Source organism: Bradyrhizobium sp., from assembly GCF_047605465.1.
Taxonomy (GTDB): domain Bacteria; phylum Pseudomonadota; class Alphaproteobacteria; order Rhizobiales; family Xanthobacteraceae; genus Bradyrhizobium.
This window is the reverse complement of record NZ_JASGFS010000039.1, coordinates 41,370-63,545: the sequence shown is the minus strand read 5'-3', so window position 1 is coordinate 63,545 and position 22,176 is coordinate 41,370. Positions and strand designations below refer to the sequence as shown.

Below are 22,176 nucleotides of genomic sequence, written 5' to 3'. Positions count from 1 at the left end.
TGAAGCCGCCGGAGATGATCATGTCCTTCTTGCGGTCGACCAGGAAGAAGTAGCCGTCGGCATCGACATAGCCGATGTCGCCGGTGAGGAAGCGGCCGTCCGAGAAGGACTCCGCGGATTCCGTCGGCTTGTTCCAGTAGCCCTTGGTGACGTTGGGGCCCTTGATGCGAATCTCGCCGACTTCGCCCGGCGGCAGCACCTTGGCGGGATCGTCGAGCGACACGACGTCGAGTTCGATGCCGGGCAGCATCAGGCCGATCGAGCCGGGCTTGTCGGGGCCGACGGGCGGATGGCCGGTGCCGGGCGAGCAGGTCTCGGTCATGCCCCAGCCGCTCCTGAGCTTCTTGCCGACCTTGCGCTCGAAGAAATTCGCGACCTCCACCGGCAGCGGCGCGCCGCCGGAGCCGATGGCGTTGAGCGAGGAGAAGTCGCGCTTGTCGAGATCGGGCAGCGCGGCGATCGCGATCCACATCGTCGGCACGCCCGGGAAATAGGTCGCGCGCTTGACCTCGATGTCACGCATCACCGCTTCGACGTCGAAGCGCTGATGGATCGAGATCAGATTGCCGCGGGCCAGCGAGGACAGCAGCACGACGGTGAGCGCGTAGATATGGAACAGCGGCAGCACGCAGATCACGCGCTCGACCACGTCGCCGCGCGCGGCGCGGCTCGGCTTGCCCCAGATGTCGAAGATCGACACCGCCGCGGTGAGGTTGCCGTGCGTCAGCATCGCGCCCTTCGGCAGGCCGGTGGTGCCGCCGGTATATTGCAGCAGCGCGACGTCGTCGGTCGTCAGTCTCGGCCACGCCGCCGGCGCGATCGCCCCCTCGACGAAAGCCTTGAAGATGACGATGCGGGGATCGGACGGGATCGCCGCCTGCGGCGTGCCGACCTTGCCCCAATTGTCGTCCTCGCAGACGATCAGGCGATCGATCAGGCCCTTCTCCAGGAATTTCAGCGCGGTCGGCAGCAGCGCCGCGAGATTGGAGGTGACGAGCACGCGCGAGCCGGAATCGGACACCTTGTGGGTCAGTGCGATCTCGCCGTCGAGCGGCGACAGGTGCGCAACGCGGGCGCCGGCCCTCAACGCGCCGAAGAAATTGACGGGATGATCGGGCGTGTTGCCGAGGAACAGCGCGATCGAGCTGCCTTCGCCGTAGCCGGCGCGCAGGAACGCCGCGGCCGCGCGCTCCGCCATCGCGGCGAGATCGGTGTAGGTGATCGGGCGTTCGCGAAATTCGAGCGCGGTGCGCGGCCCGTAATCGGCCGCGGCTTTCGACAGGAGATCTGGCAGCGTGCGCTGGACGATGGCGTCGTCCCAGTGCACGCCCTCGGGATAGAACTGTTCGCCGGGATGGGTCATAGCTTCCTTAACCACACAGACCGTCGTTCCGGGGCGCCCCGAGGGCGCGCCCGGACTCTCGAAATTCCGGGCGCGATGCCGCGCATCGTCCCGGAATGACGAGTGGAGAGGCAGCGGCCATCAGGCCGCCTTCGACGCGGCCGCCAGCGAGGCGAACGTCTTGCCCTCGGCGGCGAGCTTCTTCAGCAGCGGCGCGGGCTCGAGGCTCGGATCGTTGGTTTCCTTGGCGTAGAACGCCAGCCGGTCGGCGATGTGCTTGAGACCGACGGTGTCGGCCCAGTACATCGGGCCGCCGCGGTAGATCGGCCAGCCATAGCCGTAGAGCCAGACCACGTCGATGTCGGAAGGACGCGCCGCGATGCCCTCTTCCAGGATCTTCGCGCCCTCGTTGATCATCGGATACATCATCCGCTCGAGGATCTCGTCGTCGCTGACGACGCGCTTCTTGCGGCCGAGACGGAGCAGCGTCTCGTCGATCAGCTTCTCGACCTCCGGATCGGGCAGCGGCGCGCGCGAGCCGGCTTCGTACTTGTAATAGCCCTTGCCCGTCTTCTGGCCGAAGCGGCCGGCTTCGCACAGCGCGTCCGCGATCTCCGACTTGATGCCGCGGTCCTTGCGCGAGCGCCAGCCGATGTCGAGGCCGGCGAGATCGCCCATCGCGAACGGTCCCATCGGCATGCCGAACTTGGTCACGACCGCGTCGACCTGCTGCGGCAGGGCGCCTTCGAACAGCAGCTTTTCAGCCTGCTTGCCGCGCTGCGCCAGCATGCGGTTGCCCACGAAACCGTCGCAGACGCCGACCACGGCCGGCACCTTCGCGATCTTGCGCGCAATGGTCACGGCGGTGACCAGCGCATCCGGCGCGGTCTTGTCGGCCCGCACGATCTCGCACAGCTTCATGACGTTGGCCGGCGAGAAGAAGTGCATGCCGAGCACGTCCTGCGGACGCTTGGTCGACTTCGCAATCTCGTCGATGTTCAGGTAGGAAGTGTTGGAAGCGAGCACCGCGCCCGGCTTCACGAACTGGTCGAGCTTGCCGAACACTTCCTTCTTCACCGCCATGGTCTCGAACACGGCTTCGATCACAAGGTCAGCATCACCGACATTCTCGATGCCGACGACGCCGTTGATCAGCGCCATGCGCTTGGCGGGCGCATCCGCCGGGATGCCGCCGCGCGCCGCGGTGGCTTCCCAGTTCTTCTGCATGATGCCCATGCCGCGCTTGAGCTGCTCTTCGCCGGTCTCGATCAGGGTGACGGGGACACCGGCATTGGCAAAGGACATCGCGATGCCGCCGCCCATCGTGCCGGCGCCGAGAATGGCGACACGGTTCACCGGGCGCGACTTCGTGCCCTCGGGCACGCCCGCGATCTTGTTGGCCTCGCGCTCGGCGAAGAAGGCATAGCGCTGCGCCTTGGACTGGTCGCTGGCGACGAGCTTGAGGAAGCCCTCGCGCTCCTTCTTGATACCTTCGTCGAACGGGAGGTCGATCGCCGCGCCCACCGCGTCGGCGGCTGCGAACGGCGCCTCGAGGCCGCGCGACTTCTTGGTCATGGCTGCAACCGCATTGGTGAAGATCGAGCGGTCGGCCTTCGCAGCCGCGATCTTGGAATCGTCGTCGCGCAGACGGCGCAGCGGACGCTTCTCGGCCAGCAGCTTGCGGACGAAGGCTTCGCCGCCGGAGGCCGGGCCCTCGACGATCTCCTCGATCAGGCCGTTCTTCAGCGCCTCGGCCGCGCCGATCGGATCGCCGCCGACGATCATCTTGACGGCGAGTTCGGGACCGACCGCGCGCGGCAGGCGCTGGGTGCCGCCGGCGCCGGGCAACAGGCCGAGCTTCACCTCGGGCAGGCCGAGCTTTGCCTCTTTGACAGCCACGCGGAAATGACAGGCAAGGGCGACCTCGAGGCCGCCGCCGAGCGCAGTGCCGTGAATGGCGGCGACGATCGGCTTGGGCGAATTCTCCATTTCCGCCAGCACTTCGTTGAGGCCGGGCGGCTTCGGCGGCTTGCCGAATTCGGTGATGTCGGCACCCGCGATGAAGGTGCGTCCGGCGCAGGTCAGCACGATGCCCTTGATGGCGGGATCGGCGATCGCGGCCTTCATGCACTCCAGGATACCACCGCGGACTGCGGCACTCAGCGCATTGACCGGAGGACTGTTGACCGTGACGATCCCGACTTCGTCATGACGCTCAAGCTTGACCACTTCGCTCACGGCTTCCCTCCTTGGTGGGGATTTACTTTTGTTCGATTTCGCGGTGCGGAATTTAATTCCGCATCTTGACGGCAGGGTTATTTTGAAGCACGGACGTTGTCAACGACTCCGCGCAAGAAGCAGATCAGGGATGAAGCGTACAGGAAAGAAGACCGCGACCGATCGGAATTTCGTTGTCGCGCTTTCCCGCGGACTAGATGTGTTGCGCGCATTCCAGCCCAGCGACGGACTTCTCGGCAATCAGGAGATTGCCTCCCGCACCAACCTGCCGAAGCCGACGGTCTCGCGGCTGACCTATACGTTGACGAAGCTCGGCTATCTGACACCGGTTCCCCGTTTCGAAAAATATCAGCTCGCGCCCGCGGCGATGGCGCTGGGTTATGCGGCATTGGCCAATCTCGGCGTTCGGCATTTGTCCGAGCCTTTTCGCGAGGAATTGATGCGCGCGACGGGAGGGGCCGTCGCAATCGGCGGTCGCGACCGTCATAGCATGATCTATTTCGGGCAAAGCCGTGGCAGCGAGACGGTCGGCGTGCAGCTCGACGTCGGCTCCCGCGTGCCGATCGCGACCAGCGCGATGGGCCGTGCCTATTTCTGGGCACTCGACGACGATGACCGTGCCGAAGTGGCGCGCATCCTGCGCGAGCACTACGGGAGCCGCTGGCCGAAGATGCGGGACGGACTGGAACGCTCCGGCGAAACCGTCGCGAAATACGGCTTCGCGATGTCCGTCGGCGATTGGCACGACGACATCGGCGCCGCCGGCGTCGCGCTCAAGCTCAACGACGGAACCGGACCTTACGCGTTCAATTGCGGTGCACCCGCATTCCGCTTCACGGAAGAGCGCTTGATCAACGACATTGGACCGCGTCTGCTTGCAATGGTAAGGAACATCGAAGCGGCACTCGGGGGACTTATGCCGCATTCAAAAAAAGACGACAGCAAAAAGCTGAAATCAGGAGGGAAACTTGCTCGTGTGGCCGAGGGGATCAGATAGCCTTTGTCATAGCCGGGAGCGGTTCGCATCGCCCCATCGCCCACTGATTGGTGTGGGCGAGACGAGATGACGCAGGCACAGCTCGCGCAGGGTGCATCGCCCCTGCTGGCGGTTCGCGACGTCAGCGTCGTGTTCGGCGGCATCGTCGCGCTCAACGGCGTGTCCTTTGACATGCACAAAGGTCAGATCCTCGGACTGATCGGCCCCAACGGCGCCGGCAAGACCACGCTCTTCAACTGCCTCTCCCGCCTCTACCAGCCGTCCTCCGGCGACATCCTGATGGAAGGCGCGAGCATCCTGACGCGCCCGCCGCACCGGATCGCCGAGATCGGCATCGGCCGCACGTTCCAGAACGTCGCGCTGTTTCCGAACCTCTCGGTGCTGGACAATGTCCGCGTCGGCACGCATGCGCGTACCTCCAGCGACATCATCAGCGACTCGTTGCGCCTCGCCTGGGTTCGCCGCAGCGAAACCAGCACGAACAAGAAGGTGCACGAGATCCTCGCTTATCTCGACCTCGAGGACGTCGCCCACACCACGGTCTCCGGCCTGCCCTTCGGCACGCAGAAGCGCGTCGAGCTGGCGCGGGCGCTGGCGGCGGATCCGAAGATCCTGCTGCTCGACGAGCCCGCCGGCGGCCTCAACCATGAAGAGGTCTACGTCCTCGGCGACCTCATCCGCAAAATCCGTGACGAGCGTCAGATGACGGTGCTCCTGGTCGAGCATCACATGGGCCTGGTGATGTCGATCGCCGACCACGTCGTCGCGCTCAATTTCGGCAAGAAGCTCGCCGAAGGCACGCCCGCCCAGGTGCAGGCGGACCCCGACGTCATCAAGGCCTATCTCGGGAGCAAGGACCAATGACGACGCTGCTCAACGTCAAGGACCTTCGTGCCTATTACGGCCAGGTCCAGGCGCTTCACGGCCTGTCCTTCTCGCTCAACGAGGGTTCGCTGACGACGCTGCTCGGGGCCAACGGCGCCGGCAAGACCACGACGCTGCGCGCGATCTGCAACATGGTCCGCTCCACCGGCGGCATCGAATTCGACGGCAAGCCGCTGAACAATCGCTCCACCGAGAGCATCGTGCGGTTCGGTATCGCCCACGTGCCGCAGGGCCGGGGCACCTTCACGACCATGACCGTGGAGGAGAACCTCCAGCTCGGCGCCATCACGCGCAAGGACAATGCCGGCATCATCTCCGACATCGAGCGCATGTATGCGCATTTCCCGGTGTTGAAGCAGCGCCACACCCAGCAGGCCGGCACGCTCTCCGGCGGCGAGCAGCAGATGCTCGCGGTTGCCCGCGCCCTGATGTTGCGGCCGCGCCTGATGCTGCTGGACGAGCCGTCCTTCGGACTCGCACCGCTCGTGGTGCGCGACCTGTTCGGCATCCTCGGCAAGATCAACCGCGAGGACAAGGTGTCGATCCTGGTGGTCGAGCAGAACGCCCAGCTCGCGCTCGAGCTCGCCGACCAGGCCTATGTGATCGAGACCGGACGCATCGTGATGTCGGGCAATGCCAAGGACATCGCGAACAACGAAGAGATCCGCAAATCCTATCTCGGCTACTGAGGAGCGATGATGGCGAGCAACTATCCGCGCTCTCAATCCACCTCTCCCCGGCGGGGAGGGATCGATTTGCGCAGCCGATCGGTGGGGGCGCCGCACCGCGGCATCGCAACCCCTCACCCGCGCCTTCGGCGCGACCTCTCCCGAAGGGAGTGGCGGACCGTCAACGCCGTCGCAGTTCAGCCCGAATTGGCTAGGTTTTAGGGAGCCGGCACGATGGAGCTTTTCACCAACCAGGTCCTGGCCGGGATCGCCACCGGAGCGATCTACGCCTGCATGGCGCTCGCCGTGGTCATGATCTACCAGGCGATCGACCATCTCAACTTCGCGCAAGGCGAGATGGCGATGTTCTCGACCTTCATCTCCTGGCAGCTGATGCAGTGGGGCGTGCCCTATTGGGGCGCTTTCATCATCACGCTGGCGTTCTCCTTCGTCGCCGGCATCGCCATCGAGCGCATCCTGTTCAAGCCGCTGGCGAAAGCGCCGGTGCTGACCAACGTCGCCGGTTTCATCGCGCTGTTCGCGATCATCAACTCGTCGGCCGGCCTGATCTGGGACTTCACCATCAAGCAATATCCGACCCCGTTCGGCTCCGCGCCGTTCCTGGGCAGCCAGCTCATCTCGACCCACCAGGCCGGCATGATCGGCGTGACCGTGCTGCTGCTGCTCGGTCTCTACTTCTTCTTCCAGTACACGCGCATCGGCCTTGCCATGCGTGCGGCCGCCTCCGTGCCTGAATCCGCCCGGCTGGTCGGCATCAACACGAGCTGGATGATTGCGCTCGGCTGGGGCATGGCGACCGCGATCGGCTCGATCGCCGGCATGCTGATCGCACCGGTCGTGTTCCTCGAGCCCAACATGATGGGCGGCGTGCTGATCTACGGCTTTGCCGCCGCGGTGCTCGGCGGGCTGACCAGCCCGTTCGGCGCCGTGGTCGGCGGCTTCCTCGTCGGCATCTTCGAGAATCTCGCCGGCACCTACATCCCCGGCGTCGGCAACGAGCTGAAACTTCCGATCGCGCTCGCGCTGATCATCTCCGTCCTGGTCGTCAAACCCGCCGGCCTGTTCGGCCGGCACATCGTCAAGCGAGTTTGATCATGAGCGCAGCAGAAGAAGTCGTTGCCGAAGGCGATCAGGCGGTCGAGGCGGTTCCGAAGCGGGCCATGACCCTGGGCACCGGTACGTCGCTCCTCGTTCTGGCGGCGCTGATCGTCGTGCCCCTGTTCGCGAAGAACTTCATCATCTTCCAGATGACGATGCTCCTCATCTACGCGCTCGCGGTGCTGGCGCTCAACATCCTGACCGGCGGCTCGGGCCAGTTCTCGCTCGGCCAGAGCGCCTTCTACGCCATCGGCGCCTACACGACGGCGGTGATGATGGAGCAGTTCAACATCAACTACGCGCTGTGCCTTCCGGTGGCGGGCGTGCTCTGCTTCGGCGCCGGCTTCCTGTTCGGCCAGCCGGCGCTGAGGCTGTCGGGGGTGTATCTGGCGCTGGCCACGTTCGCGCTCGCGACCGCCATGCCGCAGCTCCTGAAGCTGAATTTCCTCGAGCACTGGACCGGCGGCGTGCAGGGCCTCGTGGTGACGAAGCCGGATGCGCCGTTCGGGCTGCCGATGTCGCAGGACATGTGGCTCTACTACTTCACGCTGGCGGTCTCGATCGCGATCTACGTCTTCTCGGTCAACCTGCTGCGTTCCCGCTCGGGCCGCGCCTTCATGGCGATCCGCGACAACGAGATCGCGGCCTCCGCCATGGGCGTCGACGTCGCGCTCTACAAGACGCTGGCCTTCGGCGTCTCCGCCGGCATCACCGGCATCGCCGGCGGCCTCGGCGCCATCGCGGTGCAATTCGTCGCCCCGGACAGCTACACCATCACGCTCGCGATCTCGCTGTTCCTCGGCATGGTCGTCGGCGGCGTCGGCTGGCTGCCCGGCTCGATCATCGGTTCCGCCTTCATCATCTTCGTGCCGAACATGGCCGAGAGCATCTCGAAGGGGCTCTCCGGCGCCGTGTTCGGCGTGCTCCTGTTCATCGTCATCTACCTCGTGCCGCACGGCGCCAGGCAGATCGCGATCATGGGCCAGCAGCTCGCCGGCAAGCTCAGAAAAAACTGAAACCAATCACAAGGAAGGAGACCAAATTGTTTCTTGGAAGAACTCTGCGAACCGCCACTCTCGTCACGGCGGTCGCGACCCTCGCCTCTACCGCAGCGCTTGCCCAGAAGAAGTACGATACCGGCGCGTCCGACACCGAGATCAAGATCGGCAACATCATGCCGTACAGCGGCCCGGCGTCGGCCTATGGCATCATCGGCAAGACCGAAGAAGCCTACTTCAAGATGATCAACGACAAGGGCGGCATCAACGGCCGCAAGATCAACTTCATCACCTATGACGACGCCTATTCGCCGCCGAAGGCCGTCGAGCAGGTGCGCAAGCTCGTCGAGAGCGACGAGGTGCTGGCCGTCTACAACCCGCTCGGCACGCCCTCGAACACGGCGATCCAGAAATACCTCAACGCCAAGAAGATCCCGCAGCTGTTCGTCGCGACCGGCGCCACCAAGTGGAACGACCCGAAGAACTTCCCGTGGACCATGGGCTGGCAGCCCTCCTACCAGAGCGAAGCGCAGATCTACGCGAAATGGCTGATGAAGGAGAGGCCGGACGCCAAGATCGCGATCCTCTATCAGAACGACGATTTCGGCAAAGACTACCTCAAGGGCACCAAGGACGGTCTCGGCACCAAGGGCGCTTCCATGATCATCATGGAGGAGAGCTACGAGATCTCCGAGCCGTCGATCGACGGTCACATCGTCAAGATCAAGGCCGCCAACCCCGACGTGCTGCTGATCTACACGACGCCGAAATTCGCGGCGCAGACCATCAAGAAGACCGCGGAGCTCAACTGGAAGCCGCTGCAGATCCTCACCAACGTGTCGATCTCGGTCGGCAGCGTGATGAAGCCGGCCGGCTTCGAGGCCTCGCAGAACGTGCTGTCGGCGGCCTATGCCAAGGACTCGACGGACCCGCAGTGGAACAACGACCCCGGCATGAAGAAGTGGAACGAGTTCGTCGACAAGTACCTGCCCGGCGCCGACAAGACCGACACCGGCATGGTCTACGGCTACGGCGCGGCATCGACGCTCGCCAAGGTCCTGGAGATGTGCGGTGACGATCTCACCCGCGCCAACCTCATGAAGCAGGCCGCATCCCTGAAGGACTTCGTGCCGGACACCTTGCTGCCCGGCGTCAAGATCAACACCAGCGCGACCGACTTCGCACCGATTTCTCAGCTGCAGATGCAGCGCTTCAAGGGCGAGAAATGGGAACTGTTCGGCGACATCATCTCCGGCGACGTCGCCTCCGAGTGACACGCTGACGTCATAGTCCAACCCGAGAAGCCCCCGCGAGCGATCGCGGGGGCTTTTTGTTGACGCCGCGCCTCAATCTTGTTCAATGCAGCGCCGATCCAACCGGGGTGGGAGAGCAATGACTGCCTATCGTCTTCTTGCGGCCCTTTCGGCCGCGCTCGCATTGTGCATTGCAGTGAACGGCCCGGCGCAGGCGCAGAAGAAATACGACAGCGGTGCCACCGACACCGAGATCAAGATCGGCAACATCATGCCCTATAGCGGCCCGGCCTCCGCCTACGCCTCGATCGGCAAGACCGAAGAAGCCTATTTCGACAAGGTCAACGCCGAGGGCGGCATCAACGGCCGCAAGATCAAGTTCATCTCCTATGACGATGCCTATTCGCCGCCGAAGACGGTGGAGCAGGCGCGCAAGCTGGTCGAGAGCGACGGCGTGCTGCTGATCTTCGGCTCGCTCGGCACGTCCACCAATGGCGCGATCCGCCCCTACATGAACGAGAAGAAGGTGCCGCAATTGTTCGTGGCGAGCGGCGCCTCGAAATGGAACAACCCCAAGCAATATCCGTGGACCATGGGCTGGCAGCCGAGCTACGCCAGCGAGGCCCGCATCTACGCCAAATACATCGTCAAGGAGAAGCCCGACGCGAAGATCGGCGTGCTCTACCAGAACGACGATTTCGGCAAGGACTACCTGAAGGGATTGAAGGACGGCCTCGGCGCCAAGGCGTCGATGATCGTGATGGAGGAAAGCTACGACACCTCCGAGCCGGCGATCGACGAGCATGTCGTGAAGCTGAAGGCCGCCGGCGCCGACGTTCTGGTCAGCATCACGACGCCGAAATTCGCCGCGCAGGCGATCAAGAAGGCGGCCGAGATCACCTGGCATCCCATGCACATCATCTCCAACGTCTCGGCTTCGGTCGGCGGCGTGATCGAGCCCGCGGGCCTCGAGATCTCGCAAGGCATCCTGTCCGCGGCCTACATCAAGGACGGCTCGGACCCGCAATGGAACGCCGATGACGGCATGAAGAAGTTCTACAATTTCGTCGCGCAATACGCGCCCAAGGCCAACAAGCTCGATGCCGGCGTGGCGTTCGGCTATGCCGCCGCGCAGACCATGACGAAGGTGCTGCAGATGTGCGGCGACGACCTCACCCGCGAGAACGTGATGAGACAGGCGGCGAGCCTGAAGGATCTCGAGCCGGACACGCTGCTGCCCGGCATCGCGATCAACACCGCGCCGGACAATTTCGCCCCGATCGAGCAGCTCCAGATGATGCGCTTCAAGGGCAAGAAATGGGAGCTGTTCGGCGACATCATCTCGAGCGATCTCGGCCATTGAAGGCAGACAATCGCAGATTTCACATCGCAGTCTGAACAACTGAGAGCCGCATCGCCCCCTCGCAGTCGCACACGGCGCCGCATCGGGTTCATGACTACTAAAGAAGCAGCCCCCGCCAAGCCCGCGCGGGGGCTTTTTCTTGAAGGCGTCAGGTAAATCGTATTGAATTGCGGCCGCGTCACCAACAACCATCCGCGCAAGAAAAGGAACGCACACACACCGAAAAAAACAGGGAGATGGGAATGCCCGCTGTCACCGGCAAGCTTGCGGCCGCGTCACTGGCACTTGCGCTCATTGCGGCCTGGACCTCCACTGCGTCGGCTCAGAAGAAATACGACACCGGCGCGACCGACACCGAGATCAAGATCGGCAACATCATGCCCTACAGCGGTCCGGCCTCCGCGTATGGCATCATCGGGCGGACCGAAGCCGCCTATTTCAAGAAGATCAACGACGAAGGCGGCATCAACGGCCGCAAGATCAACTTCGTTTCCTATGACGACGCCTACTCGCCGCCGAAGACGGTGGAGCAGGCGCGCAAGCTGGTCGAGAGCGACGAGGTGCTTTTCATCTTCAACTCGCTCGGCACGCCTTCGAACTCGGCGATCCACAAATACATGAACACGAAGAAGGTGCCGCAGCTGTTCGTCGCGACCGGCGCCACCAAGTGGAACGATCCGCAGAACTTCCCGTGGACCATGGGCTGGCAGCCCAACTACCAGAGCGAAACCCAGATCTACGCGAAATGGCTGCTCAAGAACAAGCCGGACGCCAGGATCGCCGTGCTCTTTCAGAACGACGACTACGGCAAGGACTATCTGAAGGGCCTGAAGGACGGTCTCGGATCCAAGGCCGCCTCGATGATCGTCATGGAGGAGAGCTACGAGACCTCCGAGCCGACCATCGACAGCCACATCGTCAAGCTGCGGTCGACCGGCGCCGACGTCTTCATGGACATCACGACGCCGAAATTCGCGGCGCAGGCGATCAAGAAGGTCGCGGAGATCGGCTGGAAGCCGCTGCACTTCCTCAACAACGTCTCGGCCTCCGTCGGCAGCGTGATGAAGCCCGCCGGCTTCGAGAACGGCCAGGACATCATCTCGGCAGACTATCTCAAGGACGTGTCCGATCCGGAATGGAACAACGATGCCGGCATGAAAGAGTTTCTCGCCTTCATGGGCAAGTACTTCCCGGAAGGCGACAAGCTCGACAAGGGTACGATCGTCGGCTACGCGGTGGCGCAGACGCTCGTTCAGGTGCTGAAGCAGTGCGGTGACGATCTCACGCGCGAGAACGTCATGAAGCAGGCCGCAAGCCTGAAGGACTTCCGCACCGAGGCGCTACTTCCGGGTATCAAGATCAACACCGGCCCGAACGACTTCGCGCCGATCAGCCAGCTCCGGCTCGAGAAATTCAAGGGCGAACGCTGGGAGCTGTTCGGCGACGTGATCAGCGCCGACGCCGGCGGCTAGCCGGTCCGGCCTGTACGAGACAAGCCCCCCGCGACGATCACGCGGGGGGCTTTTCGTTGCGCCCCGACCATCACCGCGCGATCACACCCATCGATTGGTGGCCGCGCCCGCTTACGCTTTCGCGCGCGATGCGGTAGGCAGGAGGCTGGCGACCTCGTCGCCGATCGCTTTGGTTTGCCCGGGAAAAATCCGCCGAACGGATGCTCCCTGGAATATGCTCGAGAATCTGCCGAAGGCCATCGTCATGACCGACCGACGTCCCCTGCTCCGCGCGCTCTATGATGCCGCCGTTGCCGCCGCCCATCCGGACGTGGTGCTGGCGCCGCATCTGCGGCCGGCTCCCCGGGGGCGCGTGATCTGTCTTGCCGCCGGCAAGGGCGCGGGCGCGATGGCCGCGGCCGCCGAGCGGCACTATCTCGACACACTCGGGCTCGCGCCGGAGCGGCTGGTCGGCATCGCCACCACCCGCCACGGCCACGGCGTGCCGACGCGGCGCATCCGCGTGGTCGAGGCCGGCCATCCGGTCCCGGACGAGGCCGGATTGAAGGGCGCGGCCGACACGCTCGCGCTCGCGGGCGAGGCCGGGCCTGACGATCTCTTGCTAGTGCTGCTCACCGGCGGCGGCTCGGCGAACTGGATCGCGCCGGCCGGCGGCATCAGCTTCGCGCAGAAGCAGGCGGTCAACAAGGCGCTGCTCCGCTCGGGCGCGCCGATCGGCGAGATGAACATCGTGCGCAAGCACCTGTCGCGGATCAAGGGCGGCCGGCTGGCGCGCGCGGGGAAGAACGCAGCCGAGATCGTCACGCTCGCGATCTCCGACGTGCCGCATGACGATCCCTCCGCGATCGCTTCCGGCCCGACCGTGCCGGATCCGACCACGCTTGCGGACGCGCGCGCGATCGTCGCGAAATACAGGCTCGACGTCGACGAGGCCGTGCGGCGCGCGCTCGACGATCCCGCCAACGAGAGCTGCAAGCCGGGCGATGCCGCCTTCGCGCGCGCGCATTTCGAATTGATCGCACGCCCCACGCAATCGCTCGACGCCGCGGTGAAGCTCGCGAAGGACGCCGGCTACGAGACCGTCGATCTCGGCGCCGACCTCGAGGGCGAGGCGCGAGAGGTCGCCGCCGATCACGCCAGGCTGGCGCTGCAGGCGCGCGCGCAGGGCAAGCGCATCGCGATCCTCTCCGGCGGCGAACTCACGGTCACCGTGCGCGGCCAAGGGCGCGGCGGCCCGAACCAGGAATACGCGCTGGCGCTCGCCGGCCTGTTGAAGGACAGCACCGGGATCTCCGCGCTCGCCGGCGACACCGACGGCGCCGACGGCGGCGCCGGCAAGGCCACCGACCCCGCCGGCGCGCTGATCGACGCGACGACGTTCGCGAAGATGAAGGCGCTGGGCCTGCAGCCGCAGGCCTATCTGGACAACAACGACGCCACGGCGTTCTTCGAGGCGACCGGCGATCTGCTGCTGCCCGGCCCGACGCTGACCAACGTCAACGACATCCGCGTGATCCTGGTGGATTGAGGCGGCGGTGCCCTGGCGGAAGAGGGCATTCGCACATGAGTTGAGAGGGCGCCGAACATGTTCGGCCTGCATGGTCGGGACGCCCGCCGACGGCGGGCTCCGCATCATAAGGATCTGATATCTCACCGCGAAACATGACCCATCCTGAGGGCCCGCCGCAGACGGGCGTCTCGAAGGATGGCCGCGGGCGAAGCTCCTCCAGGGGAGGGGGAAGGGCCGCTCGCTCAGAACTCGTTGGCGATCTTCGAGAGCATCTCGATCAGGGCTTCGCGATTGTTCTGTCCGAGCAGGTCGTTCAGCCGCGACTCGTGCTTGGCGGCGACGAGCTTCTTGGCGCGGGCCAGCACCGCCTTGCCCTTGTCGGTCAGCACCAAAATGTGCGAGCGGCGATCGTTGGTGGAACGGATCCGCGCGCAAAGGTCGCGGCTCTCGAGATTGTCGAGCATCGCCACGAAATTCGGACGCAGGATGCCGAGCGTCGAGGCGATCTCGGTCTGATTGCGCCCGGGGTTCTTCTCGACCAGGAGCAGCACGGAGAATTGCGCCGGCGTGAGCTGAAGCGACGCGACACAGCGCAGGAAATTCTCGAACACCTTGAGCTGCGCCCGCTTCAGGACGTAGCCGAGTTGCTCCGAGAGCTCGCCGAGCTGGAGGGCTTCGGCCGGTGCCTCGCCCAGGTCCTTGTCCTTGCGGCCCCTGGTCGCCTCCGCGGCCTTTTCAGCAGTTTTTTCGGCGGTCTTGGAAACGGTCATCGCCTCGTGCTCGCAATCCCGCTAAGTTCGGGACGGGTCGTCTGCCACCCTTGAGATTATATTTGATAATTGTTATTGACCATATCAAATATCGCCAGCGTTTTTCAATGGCTGTGAGCGGACCGTCCACCGCAGGCGCGGGACCTGGTCCGGATCTGTGAGGGGGAGCGTCCGGTCTTGAATTCCACCATCATGCTGTTCCTGCTGCAGGACGGCATCACCAATGGCGCGATCTACGCGCTGCTCGGGCTGGCGCTGGTGCTGGTGTTCGCCGTCACCCGCGTGATCCTCATTCCCCAGGGCGAGTTCGTCACCTATGGCGCGCTGACCTATGCCTCGCTGGCCTCGGGCCAGATGCCGGGCACGGCCAAGCTCGCGCTGGCGCTCGGCATCGGCGCCTTCGCCTTCGACCTGTTCGTGGCGCGCAAGGCGCTGCATGCGCGCCTGATCGTGCGCGCCTTCCTCGCCAACATCGTGCTGCCCGCCATCGTGCTGGCGGTGACGCTCTCGGTCGCCGGCGGAAAACCGCCGGTCGCGGTCTGCATCGTGCTGTCGCTCGTCATCGTCGCGATGATCGGCCTCTTCCTGTACCGCATCGCGTTCCAGCCGCTGGCGCACACCTCGGTGCTGGTGCTGCTCATCGCATCCGTCGGCGTCCATCTGGCGCTGCAGGGACTGGGCCTGCTGTTCTTCGGCGCTGAAGGCCAGCGCGGCCCCGCCGTGCTGTCCGCCACCTTCACCGCCGGCTCGCTGCGCTTCACCGGCCAGAGCATCACCGTCTACGGCATCACCATCGCCTTCATCGTCGGGCTCTGGCTGTTCTTCGGGCTGACGCTGTACGGCAAGGCGCTGCGCGCCACCGCCGTCAACCGGCTCGGTGCCCGGCTTGCCGGCATCCGCACCACGTTGTCCGGACAGATCGCCTTCCTGCTCGCCTCGGTCATCGGCGCGCTCTCCGGCATCCTCATCGTGCCGATCACCACTCTCTACTACGACAGCGGCTTCTTGATCGGCCTGAAGGGTTTCGTCGCCGCGATCATCGGCGGCCTCGTCAGCTACCCCCTAACAGCGATCGCCGCGCTCTTCGTCGGCATCGTCGAGGCGTTCTCATCCTTCTATGCCAGCAACTACAAGGAAGTGATCGTCTTCATGCTGCTGATCCCCGTGCTGCTGCTGCGCTCGCTCGCCGCGCCCGCGGTCGAGGAAGAGAAGGACTGAGGCGCGATGCAGAGCCGGCTTCCCATCGTCATCTTCGCGCTCGTCATGGCGGCGATCCCGTTCGTTCCGGGCCTGCCGCCGTTCTGGATCGTGCTGCTCGACAATATCGGCCTCGCCGCCCTCGTCGCGATGGGCCTCGTGCTGCTCACCGGCGTCGGCGGCCTGACCTCGTTCGGCCAGGCGGCTTTCGTCGGCTTCGGCGCCTACACCACCGCGGTGCTGACCACGGCCTACGGCCTGTCGCCCTGGCTCACACTGCCGTTGTCGCTGGTGGTCAGCGGGCTGTTCGCGGTGCTGCTCGGCCTGATCACCGTCCGCCTCTCCGGCCATTATCTCCCGCTCGGCACCCTCGCCTGGGGTCTTGGCCTGTTCTACCTCTTCAGCAAGCTCGAATTCCTCGGCCGCAACGACGGCATCTCGGCGATCCCGCCGCTGTCGATCGGCTCGTTCAGGATGCTCGACCCCGGCTCGATCTACTACGCGATCTGGGTGGCCGTGGTCCTCTCGGCCCTGCTCACGATGAACCTGCTGGACTCCCGCACCGGCCGCGCCATCCGCGCGCTCCGGCGCGGCCATGTCGCGGCGGAAGCCTTCGGCGTGCACACGCCGCGCGCCAAGCTGCTGGTGTTCATCCACGCCGCCGTGCTGGCCAGCCTCTCCGGCTGGCTCTACGCCCATCTCCAGCGCGCTGTGAACCCGACGCCGTTCGGTGCGCAGGCCGGCATCGAATATCTCTTCATCGCGGTGGTCGGCGGCGCCGGCTATGTCTGGGGCGGCGTGCTCGGCGCGGCAATCGTCGTGATCCTCAAGGAGGTGCTGCAGAGCTATCTGCCGCTGATCCTGCCGGGTTCAGGACAGGTCGAGACCATCGTGTTCGGCATCATGCTGGTGGCGCTGCTCCAGCTCGCGCCCGGCGGCGTCTGGCCGTGGCTGATGTCGTTCCTGCCCGAGAGGGCCGGCGGCAGGAAGCCCGATACGTCGCTGCCGCTGCCGGCGCGCGCTCGCGCCGCGGGCCAGTCCAACGTGCTGCTTCAGGTCGAGAGGGCGCGCAAGCAGTTCGGCGGCGTGATCGCCGTCAACAACGTCTCCTTCGACGTCCAGGCGCGCGAGATCGTCGCGCTGATCGGGCCGAACGGCGCTGGAAAGAGCACGACGTTCAACCTGATCACCGGCGTGCTCTCGGCCACCTCGGGCTCGATCTCGGTGCTCGGCCGGAAGGTCGACAAGGCGCCTCCGCAGGAGATCGTCAAGCTCGGCATCTCCCGCACCTTCCAGCACGTCAAGCTGGTGCCCGACATGACCGTGCTGGAGAACGTCGCGATCGGAGCGCATCTGCGCGGCCACTCCGGACCGCTCTCCTCGATGTTGCGTCTCGATCGCGCCGACGAGGCGCGGCTGCTGGCCGAAGCCGCCCGTCAGATCGAACGGGTCGGGCTCGCCGACCAGATGCACCAGCTCGCGGGCTCGCTGTCGCTCGGCCAGCAGCGCATCGTGGAGATCGCGCGCGCGCTCTGCGTCGATCCGATGCTGCTCCTGCTCGACGAGCCCGCCGCGGGCCTGCGTCACATGGAGAAGCAGCAGCTCGCCACGCTGCTGCGCGAACTGCGCGACGGCGGCATGAGCGTGCTCCTGGTCGAGCACGACATGGGCTTCGTGATGAATCTCGCCGACCGCATCGTGGTGCTCGATTTCGGCACCAAGATCGCCGAAGGCACGCCCGCCACGATCAAGACCAACCCCGAAGTGATCAAGGCCTATCTCGGAGTGGCGGCATGAGCGCGCTGTTGTCGGTCACCGACGCCCATGTCGCCTACGGCAAGGTCGAAGCGGTGCGCTCGGTTTCGCTTGAGGTCGGGGCGAACGAGATCGTCACCATCGTCGGCGCCAACGGCGCCGGCAAGACCACACTGCTGTCTGCCATCATGGGTATCCTGCCGCTGAAGGGCCGCGTCGCCTTCGCAGGGCAGGACCTCGCCCGCCTCGACATCGAGGACCGCGTCGCGATGGGGTTGGGGCTCGTTCCCGAGCACCGCGAATTGTTCGTGACCATGAATGTCGAGGACAATCTCGAGCTCGGCGCCTTCCGGATCGAACGAAGCAAGGCGAAGGCCTCGATGGAGCGGGTCTACACGCTGTTTCCGCGGCTGAAGGAGCGGCGCAAGCAGCTCGCCGGCACGCTCTCCGGCGGCGAGCAGCAGATGCTTGCGATGGGCCGCGCGCTGATGGGCGCGCCGAAGCTGCTGATGCTGGACGAACCGAGCCTCGGCCTCGCGCCGATCATCGTCGCCGACATCTTCCGCATCGTCACCGAGCTGCGCGCCAGCGGCGTCTCCGTGCTGCTGGTCGAGCAGAATGCGCAGGCCGCGCTGAAGATCGCAGACCAGGCCTATGTGATGGAGCTCGGCGAGTTCGTGCTGAGCGGCAAGGCCTCCGACATCGCCGCCAACGAGCGCGTCGCGGCAAGCTATCTCGGTTTCCAGCACGAAGGCGAGAGCGTGCTGTAGGTCGCGGCGCGCCCGCGGGCCGATCGACCGGACGATTGTCATCGTCCGCGAAGGCGGACGATCCGATATCCCGGGGAGGCCGTCGTTGAACCGAAACGCCGCTGCGTGCCGGATGCCCCGCCTTCGCGGGGCATGACACGGGAGAACGCGGCGAGGTTCGTGCTCACGGGCTCGATGCTCGCTCCACCGCCTTCTCCCCCTTCAGCGCCGCCACTTCCGCCTCGAGATCGGCGATGCGCTGGTCTTTGGCCGCCAGCGCCGCCGCGACATCCGCCGCGTCGAACTTCTGCGGGATATGCTGCGGGCAGTTGGTATCCCAGGCCGTGATCCTGAACACGATCACCTGCTCCGGCCGCGCGCGATAGCCCCTCGGCATCAGCGCTCGCGTCAGCGCCTCGTCGTCCTCGACGATGCGCGCCTCGCCCCAGATCTTCACCCTGCGGCGGTGGGCGTAGTCCACCACGAAGATGTAGGCCTTGCCATTCTCCGACAGATTGCCCTGGGTCACGTACTGCCGGTTGCCGGCATAATCAGCGAAGGCGAGCGTCTGCCGGTCCAGCACCTTCAGGAAACCCTTCGGGCCGCCACGGTGCTGGATGTAGGGCTGGCCGTCGGCCGAGGCCGTGGCGAGGTAAAAGCTGTTCGCGTCGGCCAGGAATGCCGCGAGGTTCTCGTCGATCTCGGTGCGCCAGCCGCGCTCTTCGGCCTCGGCATAGATGTCGCGCGAGCCTTTGCGGGCCTGGATCGCCTTGACCGCCGGCGTGAATGCGACATCGCTGGGATAGACGTGCGCTGCTGTCATCGGAACATCTCCTGAGACGCCGAGGCGTTCTCGCCTCCTGCTGCTCTGAAGGTGGCCCCGCCCGCGCGAAGAACAATCAGCCCGCTTGACACTTCATCGTTGCAATATATGCAATAATGCCATGGATCGCCTGGAGGCCATGCACGTCTTCGTCACCGTCGCCGATCTGCGCGGCTTCGCGCCGGCGGCGCGCAAGCTGCGGCTGTCCCCGTCGGCCGTGACGCGCATGATCGCGGCGCTGGAAGAGCATCTCGGCGCGCGGCTGCTGCAACGAACCACGCGGCAGGTGACGCTGACCGACGTCGGCACGCGCTATCTAGAACGCGCGCGGCAGATCCTCGCCGACGTCGAGGAAGCCGACGGCTCGGCGCGCGAGGAACGCAACCGGCCGAGCGGACGGCTGGTGGTGTCTGCGCCTGTCGGCTTCGGCCGGCTGCATGTCGGGCCGGTCATGACCGCCTATCTCAAGAGCTATCCGGAGGTCGCCTGCGAATTGCGGCTGTCGGATCACATGGTCAATCTGGTGGAGGATGCCGTCGACGCCGCGGTGCGGATCGGCCATCTGGCGGATTCCTCGCTGGTGGCGCGCCAGGTCGGCGAGATGCGGCGGATCACCGTGGCCTCCCCCGGCTATCTCAAGCGCCACGGCGAGCCGAAGACGCCGGAGGCACTGGTCTCGCATCAGACGATCCAGTTCGGCCCCGCCGGCACATGGCACTTCCTGCGCGACGGCAGCGATGTCGAGGTGACGCCGAGCCCGCGCTTCATCAGCAACAGCTCCGACGCAGCGCTGCAATATGCCGAGGCCGGCGGCGGCGTGACGCGCGTGCTGGCCTATCAGGCCGCCGAGGGGCTGAAGCGTGGACGCCTGAAAACCGTGCTGGCGAAATACCAGCAGACCGCGTTGCCGATCCACATCGTCTACCCGACCTCGCGCCTGCTCTCCGCCAAGGTGCGCGCGTTCATCGACCTCGTGGTGGAAACGACGGCGTGGAAGTTCGGGTAGGTTCTTGCGTCCCGGACGCGTCGCGGCATGAAATGACACGACGCAGAGCCGGGACGCGGAAGGCCGGAGGGACGCCCGTGGATGGATAGGCCCCCGTGTTGCAGCGTACCGCCGAAGAAGCGCCACGCTGCGTCCGGGGCACCGAGATCGCTCACCCCTTCTTCGGCACCACGCGGAACGTGCCGCTGGCGCGCGCGATCACGGCGTCGTCGGCCTTGACCAGGCTCTGCGCGAAACAGATCGTGCTGCCGGTCTTGATCACGTCGCTCTCGACCGCGAGCCACTGCCCGATCCCGGCGGAGCCGACGAAGTCGATCGCGAGCGAGATCGTGACGAACGACGTGGTCCAGTCGGTCACCAGCGCGCAGCTATAGCCCATGGCGTTGTCTGCGAGCGATGCGATCAGGCCGCCATGGATCAGCCCGCGCGCGTTGGTGTGCGGCTGCGCCAGGCGCAGGCCAATGATCACCGCCCTGTCGGTCTTCCGAGAATAGATCGGCTCCCAGGGATCGGTGAGCGGGCTCTTGCGAAAATGCGGCTCGAAGCCGGCGGGAATGTCGGTGCTGGTCATGCGTCCTTCTCGCGTCGCTGGCGGTTCGCCGGCATTGAACGCGATGCGGATGACAGTTTCACCGCCTACAAAGTTTTAAACGGGATTTGCGCAGGCGTTTGAAACGCACATTGCGAACCCGCAGGCTCGCAATGAATTCGGACACCGCCCTGGAACGGCGGTCCTAGGGTGGGCCAAGGCGCATAGCGCCAAGCCCACCGTCCTTTCACGACCGAAAGAGATGGTGGGCACGCTACGCCTTGCCCACCCTGCTGTACCAACAGGACCGTCCTAGAACGGCAATCCCACGTAATTCTCAGACAGCGACGTCATCGCGGCCTGCGACTGCGTGACGTAGTCGAGCTCGGCTAGCTGGATACGCGCGCCGATGGAACCGGTGTCGGGGAATTTGTGCAGCATCGACGTCATCCACCAGGAGAAGCGCACGGCCTTCCAGACCCGCGCCAGCGCCTTGGCGGAATAGGCATCGATCCCGGCGTCGGATTTCTCGTCGTAGAATTCGCGCAGAGCGCTCGCGAGATAATGCGCGTCGCTCGCAGCCAAGTTCAGTCCCTTGGCGCCGGTCGGCGGCACGATATGGGCGGCGTCGCCGCACAGGAACATGCGGCCGAAACGCATCGGCTCGGCGACGAAGCTGCGCAGCGGCGCGATGCTCTTCTCGATCGAGGGACCCGTGACCAGACTGTCGGCCGCCTCCTGGTCGAGCCGGCGCTTCAGTTCGTCCCAGAAACGATCGTCCGACCACTGGTCGACATGGTCGTCGAGCGAGCACTGCACGTAATGCCGGCTACGGTGGGCCGACCGCATGGTGCAGAGCGCGAATCCGCGCGCGTGATTGGAATAGATCAGCTCATGGCTGACCGGCGGCGTATCGGACAGAATGCCGAGCCAGCCGAACGGATAGACGCGCTCGAACTCCTCGATCGCCGATGCCGGGACGCTGCCCCGGGAGATGCCGTGAAAGCCGTCGCAGCCGGCGATGAAATCACAATCGATCTCGTGGGTGACGCCGTCCTTGACATAGGTTACGCGCGGGTGACTGCCGTCGAAATCGTGCGGCTGCACGTCCCTGGCCTCGTAGACCGAGGTGAGGCCGGCGGCCTTGCGCGCATTCATCAGGTCGAGGGTGACTTCGGTCTGACCATAGATCATGACCGTCTTGCCGGTCGCAGCCTTCATATCGATGCGATGGCGGCGGCCGGAAAAGGCAAGCTCGATGCCCTCATGCACGAGGCCTTCCGCATGAGCCCGTGCGCCGGCCCCGACCTGATCGAGCAACGCGACGGTTCCCTCCTCCAGGAGGCCGGCGCGGATGCGCCCGAGCACGTAGTCCGGGCTCTGCCGCTCGAGAATGACATTATCGATGCCGTATCGGTGCAGCAGTTGCCCAAGCAACAATCCTGCCGGCCCGGCTCCGATGATTGCGACTTTTGTCCGCAATACTTGCTCCTCCCGATCTT

19 protein-coding genes are annotated in these 22,176 nt (G+C 65.3%); 13 read left to right on the top strand and 6 right to left on the bottom strand.

From position 1 onward, the window contains the following. Both pimA and QM712_RS24415 read right to left on the bottom strand, forming a co-directional pair. On the bottom strand, positions 1-1,363 hold a 1,363-nt coding region (gene pimA / locus QM712_RS24420), incomplete at its 3' end, for a dicarboxylate--CoA ligase PimA (RefSeq protein WP_415025702.1). 120 nt (positions 1,364-1,483) lie between these two features. Beyond that, on the bottom strand, positions 1,484-3,580 hold the full coding sequence (locus tag QM712_RS24415; RefSeq protein ID WP_415025701.1) for a 3-hydroxyacyl-CoA dehydrogenase NAD-binding domain-containing protein: 2,097 nt from the start codon (positions 3,578-3,580) through the stop codon (positions 1,484-1,486). A gap of 130 nt (positions 3,581-3,710) precedes the next feature. Between QM712_RS24415 and QM712_RS24410 the strand changes: the two genes are divergently transcribed. From QM712_RS24410 to QM712_RS24370, 9 genes are all read left to right on the top strand, one after another. Beyond that, a complete protein-coding gene (locus QM712_RS24410) occupies positions 3,711-4,577 on the top strand; it encodes an IclR family transcriptional regulator (RefSeq protein WP_415025706.1) in 867 nt (288 codons plus the stop codon). 66 nt (positions 4,578-4,643) lie between these two features. Then, positions 4,644-5,441 (top strand): ABC transporter ATP-binding protein, encoded by a 798-nt coding sequence (locus QM712_RS24405; RefSeq protein ID WP_415025700.1) that lies wholly within the window; start codon positions 4,644-4,646, stop codon positions 5,439-5,441. Further along, positions 5,438-6,151: an ABC transporter ATP-binding protein gene (locus QM712_RS24400; RefSeq protein ID WP_415025699.1), complete on the top strand. Its 714-nt coding sequence runs from the start codon at positions 5,438-5,440 to the stop codon at positions 6,149-6,151. Before QM712_RS24405 ends, QM712_RS24400 begins: the two co-directional genes overlap by 4 nt. Before the next feature lie 213 nt (positions 6,152-6,364). Beyond that, positions 6,365-7,243, top strand: coding sequence for a branched-chain amino acid ABC transporter permease (locus tag QM712_RS24395; RefSeq protein ID WP_415025698.1), 879 nt, complete (start codon positions 6,365-6,367; stop codon positions 7,241-7,243). A 2-nt stretch (positions 7,244-7,245) separates the two neighbouring features. Further along, complete coding sequence (locus QM712_RS24390; protein ID WP_415025697.1) at positions 7,246-8,265, top strand: branched-chain amino acid ABC transporter permease; 1,020 nt, start codon at positions 7,246-7,248, stop codon at positions 8,263-8,265. A 26-nt stretch (positions 8,266-8,291) separates the two neighbouring features. Further along, positions 8,292-9,521, top strand: a complete 1,230-nt coding sequence (locus tag QM712_RS24385) for an ABC transporter substrate-binding protein (protein ID WP_415025696.1) — start codon at positions 8,292-8,294, stop codon at positions 9,519-9,521. A gap of 118 nt (positions 9,522-9,639) precedes the next feature. Next, positions 9,640-10,863 carry an ABC transporter substrate-binding protein gene (locus QM712_RS24380; protein ID WP_415025695.1) on the top strand — a complete coding sequence of 408 codons (1,224 nt, stop codon included), beginning with the start codon at positions 9,640-9,642 and terminating at the stop codon, positions 10,861-10,863. Between the two features lie 242 nt (positions 10,864-11,105). Next, positions 11,106-12,335, top strand: a complete 1,230-nt coding sequence (locus QM712_RS24375; RefSeq protein ID WP_415025694.1) for an ABC transporter substrate-binding protein — start codon at positions 11,106-11,108, stop codon at positions 12,333-12,335. Between the two features lie 244 nt (positions 12,336-12,579). Then, positions 12,580-13,863 (top strand): glycerate kinase type-2 family protein, encoded by a 1,284-nt coding sequence (locus tag QM712_RS24370; protein ID WP_415025705.1) that lies wholly within the window; start codon positions 12,580-12,582, stop codon positions 13,861-13,863. Positions 13,864-14,087: 224 nt separating this feature from the next. Here QM712_RS24370 and QM712_RS24365 read toward each other — a convergent pair whose 3' ends face one another. Further along, a complete protein-coding gene (locus QM712_RS24365) occupies positions 14,088-14,615 on the bottom strand; it encodes a MarR family winged helix-turn-helix transcriptional regulator (protein WP_415025693.1) in 528 nt (175 codons plus the stop codon). 177 nt (positions 14,616-14,792) lie between these two features. On the opposite strand from QM712_RS24365, the gene QM712_RS24360 reads away from it, so the two are divergent. The 3 genes from QM712_RS24360 to QM712_RS24350 are packed head-to-tail and all read left to right on the top strand — an operon-like array spanning position 14,793 to position 18,337. Further along, positions 14,793-15,833 carry a branched-chain amino acid ABC transporter permease gene (locus QM712_RS24360; protein ID WP_415025692.1) on the top strand — a complete coding sequence of 347 codons (1,041 nt, stop codon included), beginning with the start codon at positions 14,793-14,795 and terminating at the stop codon, positions 15,831-15,833. Positions 15,834-15,839: 6 nt separating this feature from the next. Then, a complete protein-coding gene (locus tag QM712_RS24355; protein ID WP_415025691.1) occupies positions 15,840-17,609 on the top strand; it encodes an ABC transporter permease subunit in 1,770 nt (589 codons plus the stop codon). Then, complete coding sequence (locus QM712_RS24350) at positions 17,606-18,337, top strand: ABC transporter ATP-binding protein (RefSeq protein ID WP_415025690.1); 732 nt, start codon at positions 17,606-17,608, stop codon at positions 18,335-18,337. The genes QM712_RS24355 and QM712_RS24350 overlap by 4 nt, the downstream gene beginning before the upstream one ends. 163 nt (positions 18,338-18,500) lie before the next feature. Here QM712_RS24350 and QM712_RS24345 read toward each other — a convergent pair whose 3' ends face one another. Then, positions 18,501-19,139: a pyridoxamine 5'-phosphate oxidase family protein gene (locus QM712_RS24345; RefSeq protein WP_415025689.1), complete on the bottom strand. Its 639-nt coding sequence runs from the start codon at positions 19,137-19,139 to the stop codon at positions 18,501-18,503. Positions 19,140-19,260: 121 nt separating this feature from the next. On the opposite strand from QM712_RS24345, the gene QM712_RS24340 reads away from it, so the two are divergent. Then, positions 19,261-20,145 (top strand): LysR family transcriptional regulator, encoded by an 885-nt coding sequence (locus QM712_RS24340; protein WP_415025688.1) that lies wholly within the window; start codon positions 19,261-19,263, stop codon positions 20,143-20,145. A gap of 151 nt (positions 20,146-20,296) precedes the next feature. On the opposite strand, the gene QM712_RS24335 is transcribed toward QM712_RS24340, so the two are convergent. After that, positions 20,297-20,716 carry a PaaI family thioesterase gene (locus QM712_RS24335; protein WP_415025687.1) on the bottom strand — a complete coding sequence of 140 codons (420 nt, stop codon included), beginning with the start codon at positions 20,714-20,716 and terminating at the stop codon, positions 20,297-20,299. Positions 20,717-20,986: 270 nt separating this feature from the next. Then, entirely contained in the window at positions 20,987-22,156 is a 1,170-nt protein-coding gene (gene pobA, locus QM712_RS24330; RefSeq protein ID WP_415025686.1) for a 4-hydroxybenzoate 3-monooxygenase, read from the bottom strand. Positions 22,157-22,176: the final 20 nt, after the last annotated feature.